This is a genomic window from Micromonospora sp. S-DT3-3-22, assembly GCF_015354745.1.
GTDB lineage: Bacteria > Actinomycetota > Actinomycetes > Mycobacteriales > Micromonosporaceae > Micromonospora > Micromonospora wenchangensis.
In genome coordinates this window covers 1-17738 of the sequence record NZ_JACGMO010000147.1, presented here as the reverse complement: position 1 = coordinate 17738, position 17738 = coordinate 1, and the positions used below count along the sequence as shown (strand labels likewise).

General features: G+C 73.5%; 14 protein-coding genes. 6 read left to right on the top strand and 8 right to left on the bottom strand.

Features of this window, described 5'->3' with window-relative positions:
* Positions 1-827: 827 nt before the first annotated feature.
* The 4 genes from H1A17_RS29690 to H1A17_RS29675 all read left to right on the top strand — a co-directional run bounded on the left by H1A17_RS29690 (position 828) and on the right by H1A17_RS29675 (position 4723).
* Positions 828-2015, top strand: a complete 1188-nt coding sequence (locus H1A17_RS29690) for a glycosyltransferase family 2 protein (protein WP_228544475.1) — start codon at positions 828-830, stop codon at positions 2013-2015.
* Between the two features lie 11 nt (positions 2016-2026).
* Positions 2027-2167 (top strand): hypothetical protein, encoded by a 141-nt coding sequence (locus H1A17_RS29685; protein ID WP_168222494.1) that lies wholly within the window; start codon positions 2027-2029, stop codon positions 2165-2167.
* A gap of 296 nt (positions 2168-2463) precedes the next feature.
* Entirely contained in the window at positions 2464-3810 is a 1347-nt protein-coding gene (locus H1A17_RS29680) for a DivIVA domain-containing protein (RefSeq protein WP_145919907.1), read from the top strand.
* A gap of 166 nt (positions 3811-3976) precedes the next feature.
* Positions 3977-4723 carry a cyclopropane-fatty-acyl-phospholipid synthase family protein gene (locus H1A17_RS29675; protein ID WP_145919906.1) on the top strand — a complete coding sequence of 249 codons (747 nt, stop codon included), beginning with the start codon at positions 3977-3979 and terminating at the stop codon, positions 4721-4723.
* A 62-nt stretch (positions 4724-4785) separates the two neighbouring features.
* On the opposite strand, the gene H1A17_RS29670 is transcribed toward H1A17_RS29675, so the two are convergent.
* Positions 4786-5556: a nucleotidyltransferase domain-containing protein gene (locus H1A17_RS29670; protein ID WP_145919905.1), complete on the bottom strand. Its 771-nt coding sequence runs from the start codon at positions 5554-5556 to the stop codon at positions 4786-4788.
* Between the two features lie 151 nt (positions 5557-5707).
* Between H1A17_RS29670 and H1A17_RS29665 the strand changes: the two genes are divergently transcribed.
* Positions 5708-6679 carry a helix-turn-helix transcriptional regulator gene (locus tag H1A17_RS29665; RefSeq protein WP_194823438.1) on the top strand — a complete coding sequence of 324 codons (972 nt, stop codon included), beginning with the start codon at positions 5708-5710 and terminating at the stop codon, positions 6677-6679.
* Positions 6680-6888: 209 nt separating this feature from the next.
* Positions 6889-7839, top strand: coding sequence for an alpha/beta fold hydrolase (locus H1A17_RS29660; RefSeq protein WP_145919903.1), 951 nt, complete (start codon positions 6889-6891; stop codon positions 7837-7839).
* On the opposite strand, the gene fxsT is transcribed toward H1A17_RS29660, so the two are convergent.
* The 7 genes from fxsT to H1A17_RS29630 form a co-directional block, all read right to left on the bottom strand.
* Positions 7833-11732 (bottom strand): FxSxx-COOH system tetratricopeptide repeat protein, encoded by a 3900-nt coding sequence (fxsT, locus tag H1A17_RS29655; RefSeq protein WP_194823437.1) that lies wholly within the window; start codon positions 11730-11732, stop codon positions 7833-7835. The two genes, H1A17_RS29660 and fxsT, sit on opposite strands and share 7 nt — an antisense overlap.
* Positions 11729-12892, bottom strand: coding sequence for a TIR-like protein FxsC (locus H1A17_RS29650; RefSeq protein WP_145919901.1), 1164 nt, complete (start codon positions 12890-12892; stop codon positions 11729-11731). The genes fxsT and H1A17_RS29650 overlap by 4 nt, the downstream gene beginning before the upstream one ends.
* Positions 12879-13559, bottom strand: coding sequence for a TIR-like protein FxsC (locus H1A17_RS29645; protein WP_145919900.1), 681 nt, complete (start codon positions 13557-13559; stop codon positions 12879-12881). The genes H1A17_RS29650 and H1A17_RS29645 overlap by 14 nt, the downstream gene beginning before the upstream one ends.
* A 74-nt stretch (positions 13560-13633) precedes the next feature.
* Positions 13634-14422 carry an aminoglycoside N(3)-acetyltransferase gene (locus tag H1A17_RS29640; protein WP_145922825.1) on the bottom strand — a complete coding sequence of 263 codons (789 nt, stop codon included), beginning with the start codon at positions 14420-14422 and terminating at the stop codon, positions 13634-13636.
* Positions 14419-16743, bottom strand: coding sequence for an FxsB family cyclophane-forming radical SAM/SPASM peptide maturase (locus H1A17_RS29635; protein ID WP_194823436.1), 2325 nt, complete (start codon positions 16741-16743; stop codon positions 14419-14421). The genes H1A17_RS29640 and H1A17_RS29635 overlap by 4 nt, the downstream gene beginning before the upstream one ends.
* The gene (locus H1A17_RS35220; RefSeq protein ID WP_255542166.1) at positions 16715-16846 is read right to left on the bottom strand and encodes a hypothetical protein; all 132 of its coding nucleotides are present in this window, start codon (positions 16844-16846) and stop codon (positions 16715-16717) included. Before H1A17_RS35220 ends, H1A17_RS29635 begins: the two co-directional genes overlap by 29 nt.
* Positions 16847-16984: 138 nt before the next feature.
* Positions 16985-17738, bottom strand: a 754-nt coding sequence (locus tag H1A17_RS29630; protein ID WP_194823435.1) for a DUF4231 domain-containing protein, incomplete at its 5' end; no start/stop codon positions are given.

The window sequence follows — 17738 nt, the reverse complement described above, 5'->3', positions numbered from 1 at the left end:
AACAAACATGTTGCCAAAGGAATCCCAAACCAACCAAACCCGAAGATTCAGCCGGCACGGGGTATAAAACAATTGGCACTGGCTTTACAAGCACCCTGTTGAGTTCTCAAAGAACAACCACACACCACCCGGAAGCCCCGCAACAGCAGAACCCCCGACCTGGGGCATCTCATTCACCGCGCCCCGCGCTTCCGCGCCAGGCACTTTTACTACGTTACCCGGTGGTATCCGCCGTGTCAAACCGCTCTGTCACGATCCACACCACATCAACCACAATTTCCACACACCACGAACACCCCCGGCTCACACCGGAAAACATCGTGATTATCGCCAGGCCGGCCGCAGCGGTTTCCCGCACTCTCGCCCGATTCCCTGCCGGTCGTTCACTCTACCCGGTCGGTTTCGCCCCGCCGTACCGACCCCCCGGGCCGATCCGGAAGCACCACCCGAGATCAGGAACCGCGCTCCGGCCTCCAGGACTTTCGCCCTGTTTCGTCCGTTCCGCGCTGGCAGAGAGAAAGTTACGCGTCCGCCGAGATGATCGTCAAATCCACAGCGGGCGTCCCGCGTCACATGGCGCGCCGACAGCGCCGGACCGGCCCGCACAACCCGCCCGGATGTCGCGTCTGAGCTGTGCAAAGACCAGTGGGGTGAGGGCCGGATGGGCCGAACGGCCAGAACCTGCGAGCACAGTTGGCGAACGTCATTCATATACGTAGCGTTACGGCTGCACCGCAGCGCAGCGGCCCTCCAACCCCCTTCCTAACTGCGTAAAGGGGCTTCTCGTGGGAGAGGCTGTCCTCACCGTTGCCGTCACTCTCGGTGTTTTGGTTCTGTTCCTGGTGGTCGCCGCCTTCGGGTACGGGTTCCTCCGGCCGGAACGCGCGGCGCTCCTGCGTCGCCGTCCGCCGAGGTTCCCCCGGCACACCCTGGTCCGCCCGCACGAGGTGGCCGTCCTGATCGCCTGCCGCAACGGCTCGGCGACGATCGGGAGCACCGTCCGGTCGGCCCGGGCCACCGGCGCCCAGGTCTTCGTGGTGTCGGACGCCTCGACGGACGCCACCGCCGCCACCGCGACCGCCGCCGGTGCCCGGGTGCTCGAACTCGCGACCAACGTCGGCAAGCCGGCCGCGCTGCACGCCGCGTACACCGCCTTCGACCTGGGTGGGGCATACCGGGCGGTGGCGATCCTCGACGACGACGTCCTGGTGGAACCGGACTTCGTCACGGCCGCGTTGGCGCTGCTGGCCGACGACGTGGCGATCGTGGTGGGTCACAACGTCACCTGGTGGCCGGCGGAGCACCGGTGGAACCCGTGGTTGGCCAAGCGGGCCTACAGCTACTGGAACTACCAGGCGATCGTCCGCCGCATCCAGAGCCACTTCAACGTCATGAACTGCATCTCCGGCTCGAACTCGGTGTACCGCACCGAACTGCTGGACGTCCTGCTGCCGCAGCAGCCGCCGTACATCGTCGACGACACCTACTGGGTGCTGGAGACCCACCGCCGGCAGCTCGGAAAGGTCGTCTACGCCCCGCGGGCCGTCGCGCAACTCCAGGACCCGACCACCGGGCGGGACTGGTACCGGCAGAACCTGCGCTGGCTGTGGGGCACCTTCCAGGGCGTCATCGGGCACCGGGTGGGCCGGAGTCACAGCCGGTTCGACTACGCCTACCTGCTGCTGATGCTGCACTGGGCGCTCTACGTCGCCGGCGCACCGGCCACCCTGTGGCTGCTGGCCACCGCCGGGCCCGGGTTCGTCGGCGGGCTGCTGCTGATGCTCGCCGGCCAGGCGTTCTGGATCGCGCTCGCGGCCTGGCGGTTGGGGCGGCCCCGACTGCTGCTCTTCCTGCCGACGATCGTCCTGACCGACCTGCTCTACCGGGTCGTCCTGGTGCACGCGCTGGTCAAGGCGATCCGCCGACCCACCGTCGACCGCTGCGTCTGGTCCTCACCGGGGCGGATCGCCCACCCCGGAGCAGGCGCGGTCGTCCCGATCCGTACCGACGCCTGAGGGAGGTGAACATGTCCGCGAGTCAGGATCTGCCGGTCACCGGCGCTCCGACGGCCGCCGTCGGTCTGATCGGCGCGCTCGTCCTGGGGCTCGGTGCCCTACTGGTGACCGTCGCCCAGTGGGGTGCCCGGTCCCGTCGTCAGGACCGCTGAGCGGGGATACCTGCGGATAACCTCCCCGGTCCGGCCCGCGCAGCCGGTCGGCTGCGCGGGCCGGACCGCCAATTCCGCCGGAACGGTCGACTCCGGGGAGCCGGACCGACGACCAGACTGACGGGCACCGATCCGGACCGCGTACGGCGGAGCCGCTGGCCGGCCCGGATCGGTGCGTGGACCCCACCGGGGCCCGGTCACCCGGAACATCGGTCGCCGGTAGTGTTTCGCCCCATCGTGGGCGTGGGGTCGCCCGCGCGACCTGGATCACCGAGGAGTACGGAGGCTGGCGCCATATGTCCACCGGGGAGGAGTCGTACGCGTCGCGGGACGACGGGTCGGCACGGCCGAGCTTCGAGCTCGCGCTACGGGGCTACGACAAGCGGCAGGTGGACCGGTACGTCGAGCAGATGGACGGCGCGCTGTCGACGTTGACCGCCGAGCGGGCCCAGGCGGCCGGCCAGATCCAGGGCCTGACCGCGCACATCCAGCGGTTGCAGGCGGAGCTGACCGAGTTGCGTCAGCGTCCCGCCCAGGTGGACCGGGCGTCCTTCCGCGACCTCGGTCCGATGGTGGACCAGATCCTCGCCCTGGCCGAGAAACAGGCCGCGGTGATCACCGACTCGGCCTCCCAGCGGGCGAACCAGCTCCAGGGTGAGGCGGAGAAGACGCTGGTCGAGGCCCGGGACCGGACCGCCCAGGCGCTGCGGGACCTGGACGAGGAACTCGCCACCCGCCGCGACGAGCAGGAGAAGGCGTACGAGGAGCGCCGGACGGCGGCCGACGCCGAGCTGGCCGAGATCCGGGAGCGGGCCGAGAAGCTGCGGGCCGAGGGGGAGGCCGCCCACGAGCGGGCCCAGCAGGAGGCCAAGCGGATCAGCGAGCAGACCGCGAAGCAGATCACCCAGACCAGGGCCGCCGCCGAGGCGTTGACCAAGGCGGCCCGGACCCAGATCCAGCAGGAGATCCAGGCGGCCCGGACGCAGAGCCAGCAGGAGCTGGCCCAGTGGCAGGCCACGGTGGAGCGGGAGGTCGGCGAGCGGCGGGCCGCGGCCGAGCAGGAGCTGGCCGAGCAGCGGGCGGCGGCGGAACGGGAGCTGACCAACCAGCACAGCGCCGCCGAGCAGCAGATCGCCGCGTTGATCGCCGAGGCGCAGCAGTACGCCACCGAGGTCCGTCAGCGGGCCGACGAGCAGACCAGCAGTCACCAGGAGCAGCTCGCCACGGTGCAGCGGGAGATCGCCGACCGGCAGAAGACCCTCGCCGAGGTGCAGGGTGAGCTGGAGACGGCCCGTGCGCAGCTGGCCGAGATCCAGCAGGAGGGTGACACCACCGAGCGGGAGTTGGCGCGTTCCCGGCAGCGGTTGGAGGAGGTGCGTCGCGACCTGACCGCCGAGAACCGACGGTTGGAGGAGGCCCGGCAGGCCGCCGAGAGTGTGGAGCGGCACGCCAAGGACGTCCGGGCCCGGGTGCAGCGGGAGGCGAAGCGGGTCGCCGACCTGGCCGCCGCCGCCGTGATGGCGGCCGCCGCCGGGGGTGGGGAAACCGCCGAGTACCCGACGGTGGCGGCCCGGCCGGCCACCGAGCCGCCGGTCGAGGCGGCCACCGAACCGCCCGCCGGCAGGGTGCCGACCAACGTCTGACGAACGGGTACGGCCCGGGGCGAATTCGCTGTGCTCCGGGCCGGTGGGGACGTAGCCTGGCGGTCCCGTCACCCTGACCAGCGAACGAGGTGTGGTCCCGTGCCCGTGCTCCGTGTGCCGACCGTCCGCTTTCCGCGTCCGTCCACGCACCTCCGGAGTCATCGACATGGATCTCGATCGTAGTTTCGTCATCCGCGAAGGCGACCTTCGCATCCTCAACCCGTTCGACGCCGACAAGCTGGCCACCCTGGGCCGGGTGATCCGGCTGCGCCCCGACGACACCCTGCTCGACCTGTGCAGCGGCAAGGGTGAGCTGCTCTGCACCTGGGCCCGCGCGCACGGGGTCCGGGGCACCGGTGTCGACATCAGCACCGCGTTCACCGCCGCCGCCCGGCATCGGGCGGGCACGCTCGGGGTGGCCGACCGGGTCCGTTTCGTCCACGACGACGCCGCCGGGTACGTCCACCCGGTACCGGTCGACGTGGCCGTCTGTCTCGGTGCGACCTGGATCGGCGGGGGTGTCACCGGCACCGTCGACCTGCTGGCGCGGGCGCTGCGTCCGGGCGGGATGCTGCTGGTCGGGGAGCCGTACTGGCGGCGGGAACCGCCGGACCAGGAGACCGTCGCCGGCTGCCACGCCACCGTGCGGGACGACTTCGACGATCTTCCCGGGCTGATCGGCCGGATGCAGGGGCACGGCTGGGACGTGGTCGAGATGGTCCTCGCCGACCAGGACAGTTGGGACCGGTACGCCGCCGCGCACTGGCTGACCCTGCGCCGTTGGTTGGACGCCCATCCCGACGACGCGCTCGCCGGGTCGTTGCGGCGGGAGCTGACCGAGGACCCGCTGCGGCACGTCCGGTACCGGCGGGAGTACCTGGGCTGGGGTGCCTTCGCCCTGCTCCGACGCTGAGCCGGGGACGGGGCGGGCCGGCGGGCTGACCGGGACGCGGCATCGGCGGCCGGGCGTCGCGGTCAGCCGGTGACGATCTCGTCGAGCACCCGCTGTTGGAAGGCGCGGGCCGCGGCGGCGGACGGGGGCGGGCCGCCGTCGCGGGCGTCGACACAGCGGCGCACCAGCTCGGGGTCGCGGCCGAGGGTGATCACCCGGTGGCCGGCGGCGACCTTGGACAGCCAGTCGCCGTCGCGGAGGCGGACCAGCGCGCGGCAGGCGTTCAGCACCGCGTCCTGCGCGCCGGGGGCGGGGGCGTCCCCGGGTGGGGCGGGCCGGGCCAGCCACCAGCGCAACGCCGCCACCAGCAGCGTGCGCAGGTCGTCCGGGGACAGGTCGGCGAAGACCTCGCCGGCCGGCGGGCCGGTCAACGGGCGACCCCGCTGGTGCAGGATGCTGCGGTCCAGGCCGTACCAGAAGTGGCCGTCGGCGGCGGGCCGGTCGGCCGGGTCGAGGGTGGCCCGCGACGGCATCGCCGCCCCGGTGTTGAGTTCCACCTCGAACCCCGGTTCGCCGGTGCCCGAGCCGGCCACCGGGCGGGTGTAGACGACCAGTTCGAGGCCGCGTGCCGGGCACGGCAGCGCCTCGTGCCGCAGCCGGGTGACCAGTTCCTGCCGGGTCCGTCGGGGTAGCGCGTCCCGGCAGACCAGCGCCACGTCCACGTCGCTGCGGCCCGGCTGGTACGCGTCCAGCGCCACCGACCCGGCGGCGTAGCCGCCCACCAGCTGCGGCCCGAGCACGTCGCGGGCGGTGCCGACCAGGTCGGCGAGGTAGCGGCGCACGGCGGTGTCCATCCCGGTCATTCTGCCGCCCGCGCGGGCGGCCGTCGTGGTGCGGGTGCGGCGGACCGGGGTCCGGGCCGCCGGGCGGAGTCGGGTGGGGGGCACCCCTGGCGCGGACGCCACGGGTGGGACAGACTTGAGGCCCGACAGCGAGGACGGGGGCATGGGCAGCTCCACACAGGACGATGCGGCGGCGGATTTCGTGCGGGAACTGACCCACTGGCGTCACCAGCGGGGCATGTCCAAGAAGGAACTGGCCGAACGCACCGGTTTCGACCCGTCGTACGTCAGCCACATCGAGAACGGCCGGCACCAACCCACCGAGGAGTTCGCCCGGCGGGTCGAGCTGGTGTTGGACAGCGGCAACCGGATCTGGCAGCAGTACGTCGCCTTCGCCGACAGCCGGGGCCCCGGGGGACGCCGCTCCCCGCTCGGCCCGACCGCGGTGCCGCCGCCGGCTGGGTCGCATCTGGTGATCGAGGACGAGCAGGCCAGCCTCTCCCTCGTCGACGGGGTGTACGAGTGCCGGTTCCGGCGGGTGCTGCACAGTGTGGGCACCGAGCCGATCACCCGGCACACGGTGCAGATCGACATCGACCGGTTCCCGGACGATCCGGCCCGGTCGACGGTCTTCCACGGTCGCCATCCGCTCACCATCGACGAGGTCGACTTCCGGGCGACCATCGGCGTCGACCAGCCGGAGCCGATGCGGTGGCGGGTCGGGCGCAGCCGGGACGCCTTCCTCAAGATCGTGCTGCTGCTCGACGGCGGGGGCACCCCGATGCCGCTCTATCCCGGCCAGCGCACCGTGGTGGACTACGCCTACCGGGTGCCGGCGTGGAAGTTCGGCGACTGGCTGCAACGCGACATCCGGCTGCCCACCCGCAACCTGGTGGTCCGGCTCGACTTCCCGACCGAGACGGGTCCCACCGTCTGGGGCAACGAGACCTCGTTCACCGCGGAGAGCAGCGCCGAGGTGCGCCCGGACGGCCGGGAGCGGCAGGGGCGGATCGCGTACGAGTGGGTGGTGCCGCGGCCCCGGTTGCGGGCGCAGTACCGGGTGGAGTGGCGCTACGCCGATCCACGCGCCGCCCTGGTCGACGCGCCGTCGGATATCCGACCCCTGGCCTGCTGAACGCCGTCGCCGGTTCGGCCGGACGTTCCCACCCGACGGGCCGACAGGTGTCGTTTCCGACAGATCCGGCCGGTTGTTCGGGCTCGGCATAGCGGTGCGGCGGGCCCGACCGTTAGGCTCAAAGGCTGAACGGGGCCGACGGAAACATCGTCTCCGCTCGATGCGGGTTGCGAGTATCGGCTGGTAGTGGCACCGGAAGGTAGGCTGGAGTGACCCGAGAAGGTGAGCCTGGGCCGCGATACGCCCACCGCGCGGACAACAAGCGGGTGGCGTACGAGGAGACCGGTGCTCCCGACGGGTTCCCCGTCTTCCTGATGCACGGCACACCCGGCAGCCGCCGGGGGCCGAAACCCCGGGGCATCGTGCTCTACCGGATGGGCATCCGGTTGATCGCCTACGACCGCCCCGGTTACGGCGACTCCGACCGGTTCGAGGGCCGGGACGTGGCGGACGCAGCGCGGGACGTGGAGGCCATCGCCGACCAGCTCCACCTGGACCGGTTCGCGGTCGCCGGCCGCTCCGGTGGCGGGCCGCACGCACTGGCCTGCGCCGCCGACGAACGCCTGCGCGGCCGGGTGAGCCGGGTCGCGGTGCTGGTGAGCTTCGCCCCCTCGGAGGCCATCGGCCTGGACTGGTTCGAGGGGATGAACGGCGACAACCAGCGCGGCTTCGGCAACGGCCGCCCGGACACCGAGATCGTGGTCGAGGAGATCCGGCAGCGGGCCGCCCGCGCCGCCGAGGACCCCCGGTTCCTGCTGCGGGACCTGATGACGCAGATGGGTCCCCCCGACCGCCGGGCGATCAACGACGCGGCGCTGCGCGGGATCATCTTCGACACCTACCAGGAGGCCCTGCGGGCCGGCCCGTACGGCTGGATCGACGACGTGTTGGCGTTGCGCCGCGACTGGAAGTTCAACCTCGACGCGATCGACACCATGGCCACCCCGGTGCGGCTGTGGCACGGCGCGGACGACACCTTCGCCCCGGCCAGCCACGGCCGCTGGTTGGCCGCCCGGATCCCCGGGGCGGAGATCGAGGTGCAGCCCGGTGCGGCCCACTTCGACGCCATGGGGCAACTCCCCCGCATCCTGCGGTGGCTCGGCGACGGGCAGGTGCCGACGGGCACCGACGTGCTCATCGGTGCCCGACCCGGTCAGTAGGGGTGCGGGTCGAGGACCCGCCGCACGTACCGCCCGTCGCGCAGCACCACCACGCTCGGGTGTTCCTGCCCGATCCGGTCGGCGAGCCGGTCCGCCAGCCGCATCCGCCCGATGCTGACCACTCCCCCGCTCGCCGCCTGCCGGGCCGTCTCCACGTTGCCGAGGCTGCGCAGCGTGTCCGGGTGGTCGGCCCCCAGCACCGCGGTCAGCCGGGCCACCACGGCCAGCAACCGGGTGAGGCCCTCCTCGGCCTGCCCGTCGAGGATGGTGAAGACGGCGGCGTTGTTGTCCGCGCCCATGCTGAACGGATGCTCGGGTCCGAGCACCTCCCGCAGCCCGTCGGCCGCGGCCATGGTGAACGCGTACGCCTCCTCCTGCGCCCCCGCGTCCCACAGCGCCACCCCCCGGTTGAGTTCACACACCAGCGTGTAGGGGTGCTGTGCCCCGAACACCTGGGTGAGCGTCTGCTGCACCTCCTCCAGCTCCGACCGGGCGTGCGCCGCCTGGCCCTGGAGCATCAGGTTGGCCGTCCGGCTCAACCGGCACAGCAGGGTGTCCGGGTTGGTCGGCCCGACGGTGGAGCGCAGCCGGGTGTAGGCGTCGTCGAGCAGCCGGCCCGCCTCGGCGATCCGGCCGGTGCTGCGCAGCGACGTGGCCAGGTTGGCCTGGCTGAGCAGCAACTCGCGGAACTGGTCGCCGAAGAGCCGGCGGTACCCCTCGATCACGTCCTCCAGCAACACCACCGAGCCCTGGTAGTCGCCGGTCTCCCGCAGATCACGGGCGTAGTTGCTGGCCGAGAGCAGGGTCCGCGGGTGGTCGGGACCGAGCACGACCCGCAACCGGCGGTAGGTCGTCTGGTCGGTGTCGAGCGCCCGGACGAAGTCCCCGGTGAGCCGGTAGGAGGCGGCCAGGTTGTTGGCCGCGTTCAGGGTGCGCCGGTGGTCCTCCCCGAACACCTCCACGGACGCCCCGTGGGTCCGCAGATCCCGTGCCAGCGCCTCCTGGTAGCGACCCAGTGCCCGCAGGTCCGCCGCGTACCCGCCGGCGGTCATCAGGGTGTACGGGTGGGTCTCGCCGATCAGGTCCTCCTGCTGACGCAGGGTCTCCGCGTCGAGGGTCAGCGCCTGCTCGAACAGGCCGAGGCTGCGCAGCAGGTTGGCCCGGTTGAAGCGCAGGTTGAGCAGTTGCACGCGCAGCGAACGGTGGGCGGTGGTGTCCGGGGACAACCCCTCCAGCATGGTCGTCCAGGTCTTGTCGGCCTCCCGGGCGTACTGCGCACCCTGTTCGAAACCGCCGTTGAGGAAGATGTACCGGACCCGGTCGATGACCAGCTGCCGGACCGTGTCGTCGTGGCAGGACACCGCCTCGGAGCCGTCCAGGTGCGGCCACAGGTGCCGGTAGCCGGACTGGAACGCCGGGTCGTCCACCTCGCCGGAGGGGCGGGAACCGGCGAGGATGCGGTGCACGTCGTGCTTGACCTCGGCCAGCTCCTGCTCGGACATCCGGGACCGCAACGCCGCCTGGAGCAGCCGGTGGATCTGCACCCGCTGGGCGTGCAGGTCCACCTTGATCAGGGCGAGCCGGTTGATCCGCTGGACCAGCGCGGCAGCGATGTCCCGTTCGGAGACCCGGTCGGTGACCTGCGCGGCGACCAGCGGGTCGTGCGGGGCGATGACCTTCGCCACCTGGTCGCCGTAGAGCAGGTCGAGGGCGATGTCGGGGGCGAGCACCGAACCGAGCTGGAGCAGCCGGTAGGCGCCCGGGGACTGCTCCCGCAGGCCGGCCAGCGAGCGGCCCCACACGTCGCTGTCGGGGCCGGTGCGGGCCAGCCCGGCCAGGTAGGTGGCGACCGAGTCGGGGCTCTCCGCCAGCCACGCGCCGGCCAGCGCCACCAGGATCGGCACGTCCTCCACCGCCTCGGCGACCTGCTGCGCCTCGGCCACGGTCATGCCCCGGCGGCTGGTCCGGCCGATCAGGTGGCTGACGCTCTCGCCGCGCTGGAAGGCGTCCACGTCGACCGCGCGGGCCAGGTCACCCCAGTCCGGGTTGCGGGTGGTCACCAGCACGTGTCCCTCGCCCTGGGGGAGGTAGTCCCGGACGTGCTCGTACTGGTCGACGTTGTCGAAGACGATCAGCCAGCGCAGGGGCGGCTCGTCGGCCCCCCGGCCGCCGCCGTGGCTGAGCCAGTCCCGCACCGCCCGGGTGTTGTCCGGCACGTTCTGCAGGTCCGGCAGGCTGAGCCGGCGGCCCAGGTCGGCGAAGCGGACGTCGATGAACTGCACCGGGTCGGCGTCCACCCACCAGATGACGTCGTACGCGCCGTGGAAGCGGTAGGCGTACTCGGTGGCGAGCTGGGTCTTGCCGATGCCGGCCCCGCCGCGCAGCGCCACCGGGACCCGTTCCCGCGCCGCCGTCTTCAGCTCCTCGCGCAGGGCCAGCAGCAGCCGGTCCCGGCCGGTGAACCGCACGTTACGTGCCGGGGCGTAGAAGACCAGCGGCTCGACGCCCGGGTAGCGGGTGGCCGGCACCGGCCGGTCCCGACCGTCGGTGGGCCGGCCGACCAGCTCCCACACCTGCTCGGCGGCGGCTGCGGCGCCCCGCTCGTAGACGGTCGCCCAACTGCCGGGCGGGGTGTCCACCGACGGGGTGGTGTCGTCCAGGTGCAGCGCGAGCAGTGGGGAACCGGCGGCGCTGCCGAGGGCCCGGCGGGCGGCGAGGTAGGCGCGGGAGACCAGGTGCAGCTCACGGGAGGCCGTGCCGGCGGGCACCGTCGCCGGGACGCCCAGCGGGACGGCCAGCACCCGCAGGTCGACGGCGTGCAGCGCGGACTGCGCCCACTCCGCCCACGCCTGGTCCTCCGGCACGTACCGCAACACGATCAGCTCGTCGACGATCACCGGCTTGCGTTCGAAACGTTGGAAGGTCTGCCGGCGCAGCCCCTCGTCCATCCGGGGCAGCCCGGCGACCGTGCCGTTGGTGATGTGCCGGGTCAGCGCCTCGTACGCCGACAGCAGCCCCCGGCTGCCCGGTACGTCGCCGAACGTCGCCAGCGTCTCCTCGTAGGCGTAGTAGGCCCGGTAGGGGACCTCGACGGAAAGCCAGTAGTCCTGCCGTTCCAGCTCGGTCATGCCGCTGGGCAGACCGGCGAACCGCTGCATGGCCAGCGCCCGGCCGGCGTCGGTCTTGGTCTTCTCGCCCTCGTCGACCCGCATCGGCACCGGCAGCACCCGGCGGGCGCGGCGGCCCTCGTAGCCACGGACCCGGGCGGCGACCGAGGCGGCGCCGTCGATGCCCTGGTCGCTGAGGGTGAAGCAGTCCACCAGCACGTCGGGCAGGTGGATGGTGCAGATCTCGGCGACGTCGCTGATGCCGGTGCGGCTGTCGATCAGGGTGTAGTCGTAGTGCCGCTTCATGTCCGCCCGCAGCGCGTCGAAGAACTGCGCCCCGCCGAGCCGGTTGTAGAAGTTGTCCCAGTTCAGCCCGGTGACGCTGGTGGCGTAGTCGGGGTTGTGCCGGCCGGCGAGCAGCAGGTCCAGGGTGCCGCCGCCGGGGAACTCCCAGCTGACCGAGAAGGCGTGCTTGTGGACCCGGGCGTACTGGCGGTGCCAGTCGCCGGGGCGGGTGTCGTCGCCCTCGCGCCGACGGCGGGCGTTCTCCCACTCGTAGTCCAGGATCAGGTCCATCACGCCGCCGGTGGAGGCGACCTGCTCCGGGTCGAGGAACGGCGCGAAGAACCGGTGCAGGCCGGGGGATTCCAGGTCCCAGTCGGCGACCAGCACCTGGTGGCCGTTCGCGGCGAGGATCCAGGCGGTGTTCGCCAGCGCCATGGTGCGACCGGTGCCACCCTTGTACGAGTAGAAGGTGACGACCTGGCCGTCGCGGGGTGGAGTCATCGTTCTGCCTTCCCTCGCCGTACGTCGAACGGTCCGGCCGGCCCCAGGCTCGGCTTCGGATCGTGCGGGCCCTCCGGCGGATCGACCGGCCCGTGCCGGAGGAACTGTTTGCGCGCCTCGGTGACCAGCAGCGGCGCGCAGCGCTCGAACTCGTCGATGGTGCGCACCGGCAGCACCCGGGGAAACCGGGCGTCATGCAAGGTACCGGCGATCTCCTCGGGTGTCGGCTCGCCACGCGCATGGTCGGCGGCGATGACGAGCGGGACCACCCACTGCGGCAGCCCGTCGAGCGCGGCGCGGGCCGCGTCGACCCCGACCCCGGCGTCCACCAGCACCACCGCCGGGCTGTGCGGGGCCTGGTCGCGGGCCTCGGCCAGCCCGACGACCCGGGTGGGCAGACCGAGCCGCTCGGCGGTCGCGGCCACGTAGTCGGCGACCGCCAACTGGTGCTGGTCGCCGTAGGGCCGCCAGCGGGCCCGGTCGGCGGCGAGGGTGGTGACCACCAGCGCGGCGCCCGGGCCGTCGGGGACCGGCCGGCTGGTCAGCGTCGCCGCCCGGGACCGGGCGAGCGGTTGCTGCTCGGTCACCGTGACGATCCGGTCGGCCAGCGCGTCGCGCAGCCGCCGGTACTGCCGGCCGTAGGCGCTGAGCTTGCACAGCGCGCGCAGCCCGTTCTCGGCGTAGTCGGCGCGGTCGTCGGGGTCGTCGGTCAACGACAGCGCCTGGACGATCTCGGGACGGTCCTCCCAGGACGGCAGCGGCATCCAGAGCACCGGCAGCAGGTGCCGGTCGGACTGGCCGGCCGGCAGCCGGGCCAGCCGGCTGCGGAACGAGTCCCGTTCGCCCAGCGCCCAGGCGTTGCGGAAGTAGTTCGGGGAGTAGAGCGGCACGAACACGTGCGTGACGCTGAGCGCGTCGGTGAGCGTACGGCGCAGGTCGGCGCCGGGGACGACCTGGCCGTCGAAGAAGCCCGCCTCGATCTCGGCGGTGCGTCGGGGATGCTCCCGGACCGCCTTGGCGAGGTCCTGGAAGAACTTGCCGACCCAGTAGTCGGTGTCCGGCCGGGCGGCGTCGGACAGCGGGACGGAGTGCGCGTAGCTGAGGAAGAAGTAGGTCTCCTGCCCGGGGACCCCGACCGGGGAGGTGTCAGACCAGGTCATGCCCGTCCTCCTCGAACCGGTCGCGCAGCTGCCGCAGGTCGGTCGGGACGGCCGGCTCGACCCAGTGCGTGCGGTACGCGCGGGCGATCCGCTGGGCCAGCCGCCAGACCACCGCGTCGTAGGCGTCCTTGCCGTTGCTGCCGAGGCTGAGCAGGCCGTAGATGCCCTCCTCGTGGTACTGCGGGGCGATGTCCGAGGGTAGCCGGGTGGGGGTGAACATCTGCCGCCGCGACACGACCTCGGGCACCCGCCGACGGTCCACCACCGACCAGTTGACCGGGATCACCGGCGTCTCCCCCGCCGACGGCTCGGCGTCCGGGCGGGGCACCGCCCGCCGCCGGGTGAACGCGTCCCACTCCCGGGCGCACCACTGGCTGCGCAGGTACTGCGGGGAGACGAGCGGGATGAAGACCTGGCAGTGGCCGGCGGCGAAGGCGAGATCGTCGGTCCACAGCTGCCCTCCGTCGAGCATCCGGTCCATGAAGCCGGCCGTCCGGCCCGGGCCGAGGCCGAGCAGCTCGACGACGTGGTCGGAGAGGTCGACGAAGAGCTGGAAGACCTTCTGGTTGGTGTCCCGTGGGGGCGCCGCCACCCGGGTGCGGGTGCGGGCGTAGCTGAGGAAGAACACGGGGGCGCTCTCGTCCTCCCAGAACTGTTCCTCCGCCACCTACCGCTCCCGCCCGGCGTCGCCGCTCCCGGCCGACCACAGTATCGACAGTGGCCAAACCCGCGCTGTCCCCTTCACGCCAGTCGGTGCGCATCCATCCACCCGAGGGCGAGGTCGACGGCGCGGCGCAGCCGCACGCAGTGGCTGTCGGCGGCACCCACCGGCCCGGAGCGGACCGCCCCGTCGGCCACCACGGCCGCCCCGATCCGCGGGAAGTCGCTGTCGTCCAGGTGCGGGGCGCGGAAGTCCCGGCGGACCCGGCGGCCCTGCGGGTCGCGCAGGTAGCAGCGGTACGCCCGGTGCGGGGCGGGCCGGGCGCACCGGTACTCGGCGAGGTGGAACGCGGTGCACACGGACCAGTCGACGCCGAGCAGCAGCACCAGGGCGTCGGCGGCGTACAGCGCGCCCAGTGGGGACCGGTCGCCGAGGTGGCAGTCGAGGTCGTGCCGGGCGGTCAGGGCGGCGGCGGCCGGGCCGAGGGCGGCGAACGAGGTCTGCGGGTGGGCGCTGCGCCGGGCGTCGACCTGCCGGCGGACGTGTTCGGCGAACGCCCCCATCCCCTGCGCCGGGCTGTGCGCCGGATCGAACGGCGCGATGGCCGCCTCGACGGCGGCGGCCTGGGCCGGGGTCATGCCCGTCGTGGCGGCCCGGAACGCCGGTGAGGTCACCGAGTTGCCGGCGGTCTGCGTCGGCACGACCACCGTGCCGTCGTCGCCGAGGGTGTCGCGCAGCGCCGCGAGCAGGGTGGCCGGCCCTGCCGGGTCGGGGCGGACCCGGGACAGCGCGCAGTGCACCAGCACGGTCGCGCCGGTGGGTAGTCCGAGTGCCCGCAGGTCGGCGGCGAGGACGGCCCTGTCGTTCACCGCCACCCGTCCAGGGTGGCCCGCATCCGGCGGACGAAACGCTCGCCGTCGGCGGTGAGGCTGCCGAGGTCGAGCAGGGCGTCGACCGTCCCGTCGGTCCACTCCCGGTAGCGCCGGTGGTGGGCCTCGGCCTCGACGCCGGGGCGGTGCCGCCACACGTCGGCGACGGCGAGGTGGGCGTAGACGCCGTGCAGCGCGCCCTCCACCGGGCGGGGGTCGTCGCGCCAGGGCACCCGCAGCCGTCGGGCGTCGGCGGGGTCGAACAGCTCGCAGACGTCGAGCACCGCGTCCAGCTTGAGGTGTTGCACCTCGTGCACGAGCAGCACCGCCAGCGCGGCGTCGTCGGCGACGGGGGTGACGGCGACCGCGCCGAACGCGGACCGGGCGGCGGCGCTGCGGGAACGGCCGGACGGGTCCGGGCGCAGCGGCACCACCGCGCGCAGCAGGGCGCGTACCCCGGCGGCGTATCCGGCGGCCTCGGTGTCGAGGCGGTCGACCGCCCGGTGCACCTGCCGCGTCCAGCGGTCGGCGACCGCCGGGGTGAGCCGGGCCGCCACCGGCAGGTCGAAGCAGTCGCGGTACGGGTCGGTGTCCTCCAGCAGGACGGTCCCGTCGCCGGTGTGGGCCGCCCGGGTGGGCCGCCACCGGTCCGGGTGGGGTCCGACGGCCGGCCGGAACTGGACCCGGCGCCGGCCGGCCCGCAGCGCGACGCCGCCGGCGGAGATCGTGACGGGCACCGTGGCGGCGTCGGTGTCCACCATGATCGCGCCGAGCGTCGGCAGGTGCACCGCGCCGGCCCGCACCGGCAGCACGAGATCGGCGTCGACGCCGGCGCGGACCGCCGCCGCGGCGGCGACGGCGGCGAGGTGGGGCAGGTCGCCGGTCGCCCCGGACCGGCACCGCTGCGCCCACCGCCGGACGAACGGGTGGGTGAGCACGTGGTCGACGGCGTCGGGCGCGGACACGTCCAGCGCCACCAGGAGGTGCCAGCCGGCCGCCGCGACCGGGTCGGCGGTGGCGGCGGGGCTGAGCGCGACCGTCAGCGCGCGGGCGATGCCGTGGTGGACGGCGGCGAGCTGACCCACCGACCCGGGCCCGCCCCGCCCGGAGCCGAGGTCGGCCAGGACGGCGGGGGGCAGCGTGTCGGCCGGCTGCTGCTCCGGCGGGTCGACGGGGACGGCGGTGGCCCGGATCAACGCGGCCAGGTCCGCGCAGTAGGCCGACGGGTTGTCGAAGCCGGTGCCCGAGCGGTACCGGTGGGCGAAGAGGCCGCCGCCGCAGCGGCGTACCAGCGGGCAGGACCGGCAGGTGGCACAGAGGCCGGCCAGGCCGGACTGGCGGACGGCGATGCCGGGGTGGGCCGCCGCCTCGTCGACGGCGTGCCGGAACACGTCCAGGCCGGTGGCGGCGGCGCCGTGGAAGGCGGACTTGAGCGAGTCGACCTGCTCGAAGCTGCCGTCGGTCTCCACCACGACCAGGTCCGCCGGGGCGAGCCCGACCGCCTCGGTGCCGGTGCTGCCGCCGGTGGCCGTGGCCAGCAGGGACTCCAGCAGCCGGATCGGCACCGGACGCCCGTCGGCCAGCCAACGCCGGTGGATGGTCAGCAGCCAGTCGGCGTACGGGGTGGCGGCCCCGTCGGGGCGGGCGGGTGGCCGGTCCCAGTTGGCGTGCGGCAGCAGGAAGTCGATCCGGGGTGGTTCCTCGGCGAGCAGCGCCTGGTAGACCCGCAGCGGGTCGTTGGCGAGGTCGACGGTGCACAGCAGCCCGGCGTAGGAGCCGCGGTAGGCGGGGCGGCGCAGCAGGGCCAGCGCCCGGCGCACCTGGTCGTGGCTGCTCGCGCCGTTGGCGTACCGGCGGTGCCGGTCGTTGGCCGACCGATCGCCGTCCAGGGAGACGCCCACCTTGACGTCGTGGGCGACGAGGACGTCGGCGATCTCGGGGGTGAGCAGCACGCCGTTGGTCTGCATCCGCAGGTCGAGCCGGGTCACCGGGTCGATCGCCCGGCGCAGGGTGGTGGCGGTGGTGGCGAGCCGGGCCGCACCGGCGAGCAGCGGTTCCCCGCCGTGCAGGACCACCCGGACGGTGGTGAGCCGGTGGGTGGCGGCGTGCTCGGCGATCCGCCGGGCGGTGGCCTCGACCGTGTCGGGCGTCATCAGCCGGGGTTGACGACGCCACGACTGGTCGGGGTGTTCGTAGACGTAGCAGTGGTCACACGCCAGGTCGCACCGGCTGGTCAGCTTGAGGACGTACTGGCTGAGCGGGGCGACCGGGGCGCAGGGCGCGGTGGCCGGGTCAGACGTGCGAGCCGAAGGATGCGACATCGACCCGGGTCGGGTGGATGGCCCGGCGGTCGTCGATGCGTGCCAGGGCGGCGGCCCGCTCGACCGGGATCTGGCCGAGCGGCGTCCGTCGCACGTCGCTCATCGGCGCCGGGAACGGATCGGACGGGCGTTGGGTGCGGTCCACGTCGGGCCCCCATCTGTGTCGGAGGTGGACGGACGTCCGTCCACGTCGACGACCAATCACGGATGTCGATGATGCTATCCGCCACAGCCCGTCATGTCACTGCTGCGCAGCGCCATCGTCCTCGATCATCTTGGCCATCCAGGCCGCGTTGGACTGGGCGATGATCCGCTCGGCCTCGGCGACGAGCGCCTCGTCGTCGGTCCAGCCCGACCCGGCCGCCCGGGTCAGCCGCAGCCGGGTCAGCTGGTCGGCCGTCCGAGCGTACTCGAGGTGCTGTTGGTCGTAGCGTTCGGCCGCGCCGTAGCCGACCAGCGCGGTGGTGACCGTCGCGGCCACCCCCACCCACGCGGTCAGGCCGAGTCCGTCGCCGAACACCCCGACGACGGCGGAGAGCACGGCGGCCAGGACGGTCAACGCGGTCGCCGCGCGGCCGATCCGGGCGGCGGCGCGGCCGGCCTGCCGGGCCGCCGGCAGGTAGTAGCCGTCGACCTGGCGCTGCACCCGTTCGACCAGGTAGCTCGGCACGTCGGTGACCGGGGGCGGCGGACGGTCGGCCGGGGCGCCGTCGAGGGTGTGCCCGACCAGGTCGCCGGCGCCGTCCACGAGCAGTCCGTAGCGGTGCAGCAGGACGGCGTCGGCGTCGCTGCCGGCGTAGGGGGCGACGCGGGCGAGGTAGCGGTACAGCTCCGCCTTCGACGCCTCGGAGACCGCCCGGAGCCGGGTCCAGACGGCGACCGCGTCGCGGGACGCGCGGCGGCCGAACACCGGCACCAGGAGCAGCGACACGGCGGCGACGAGCGCCAGCACCCGGCCGACGGTGGGCGCGGACGCGGCCAGCCGGGCCGCCGCG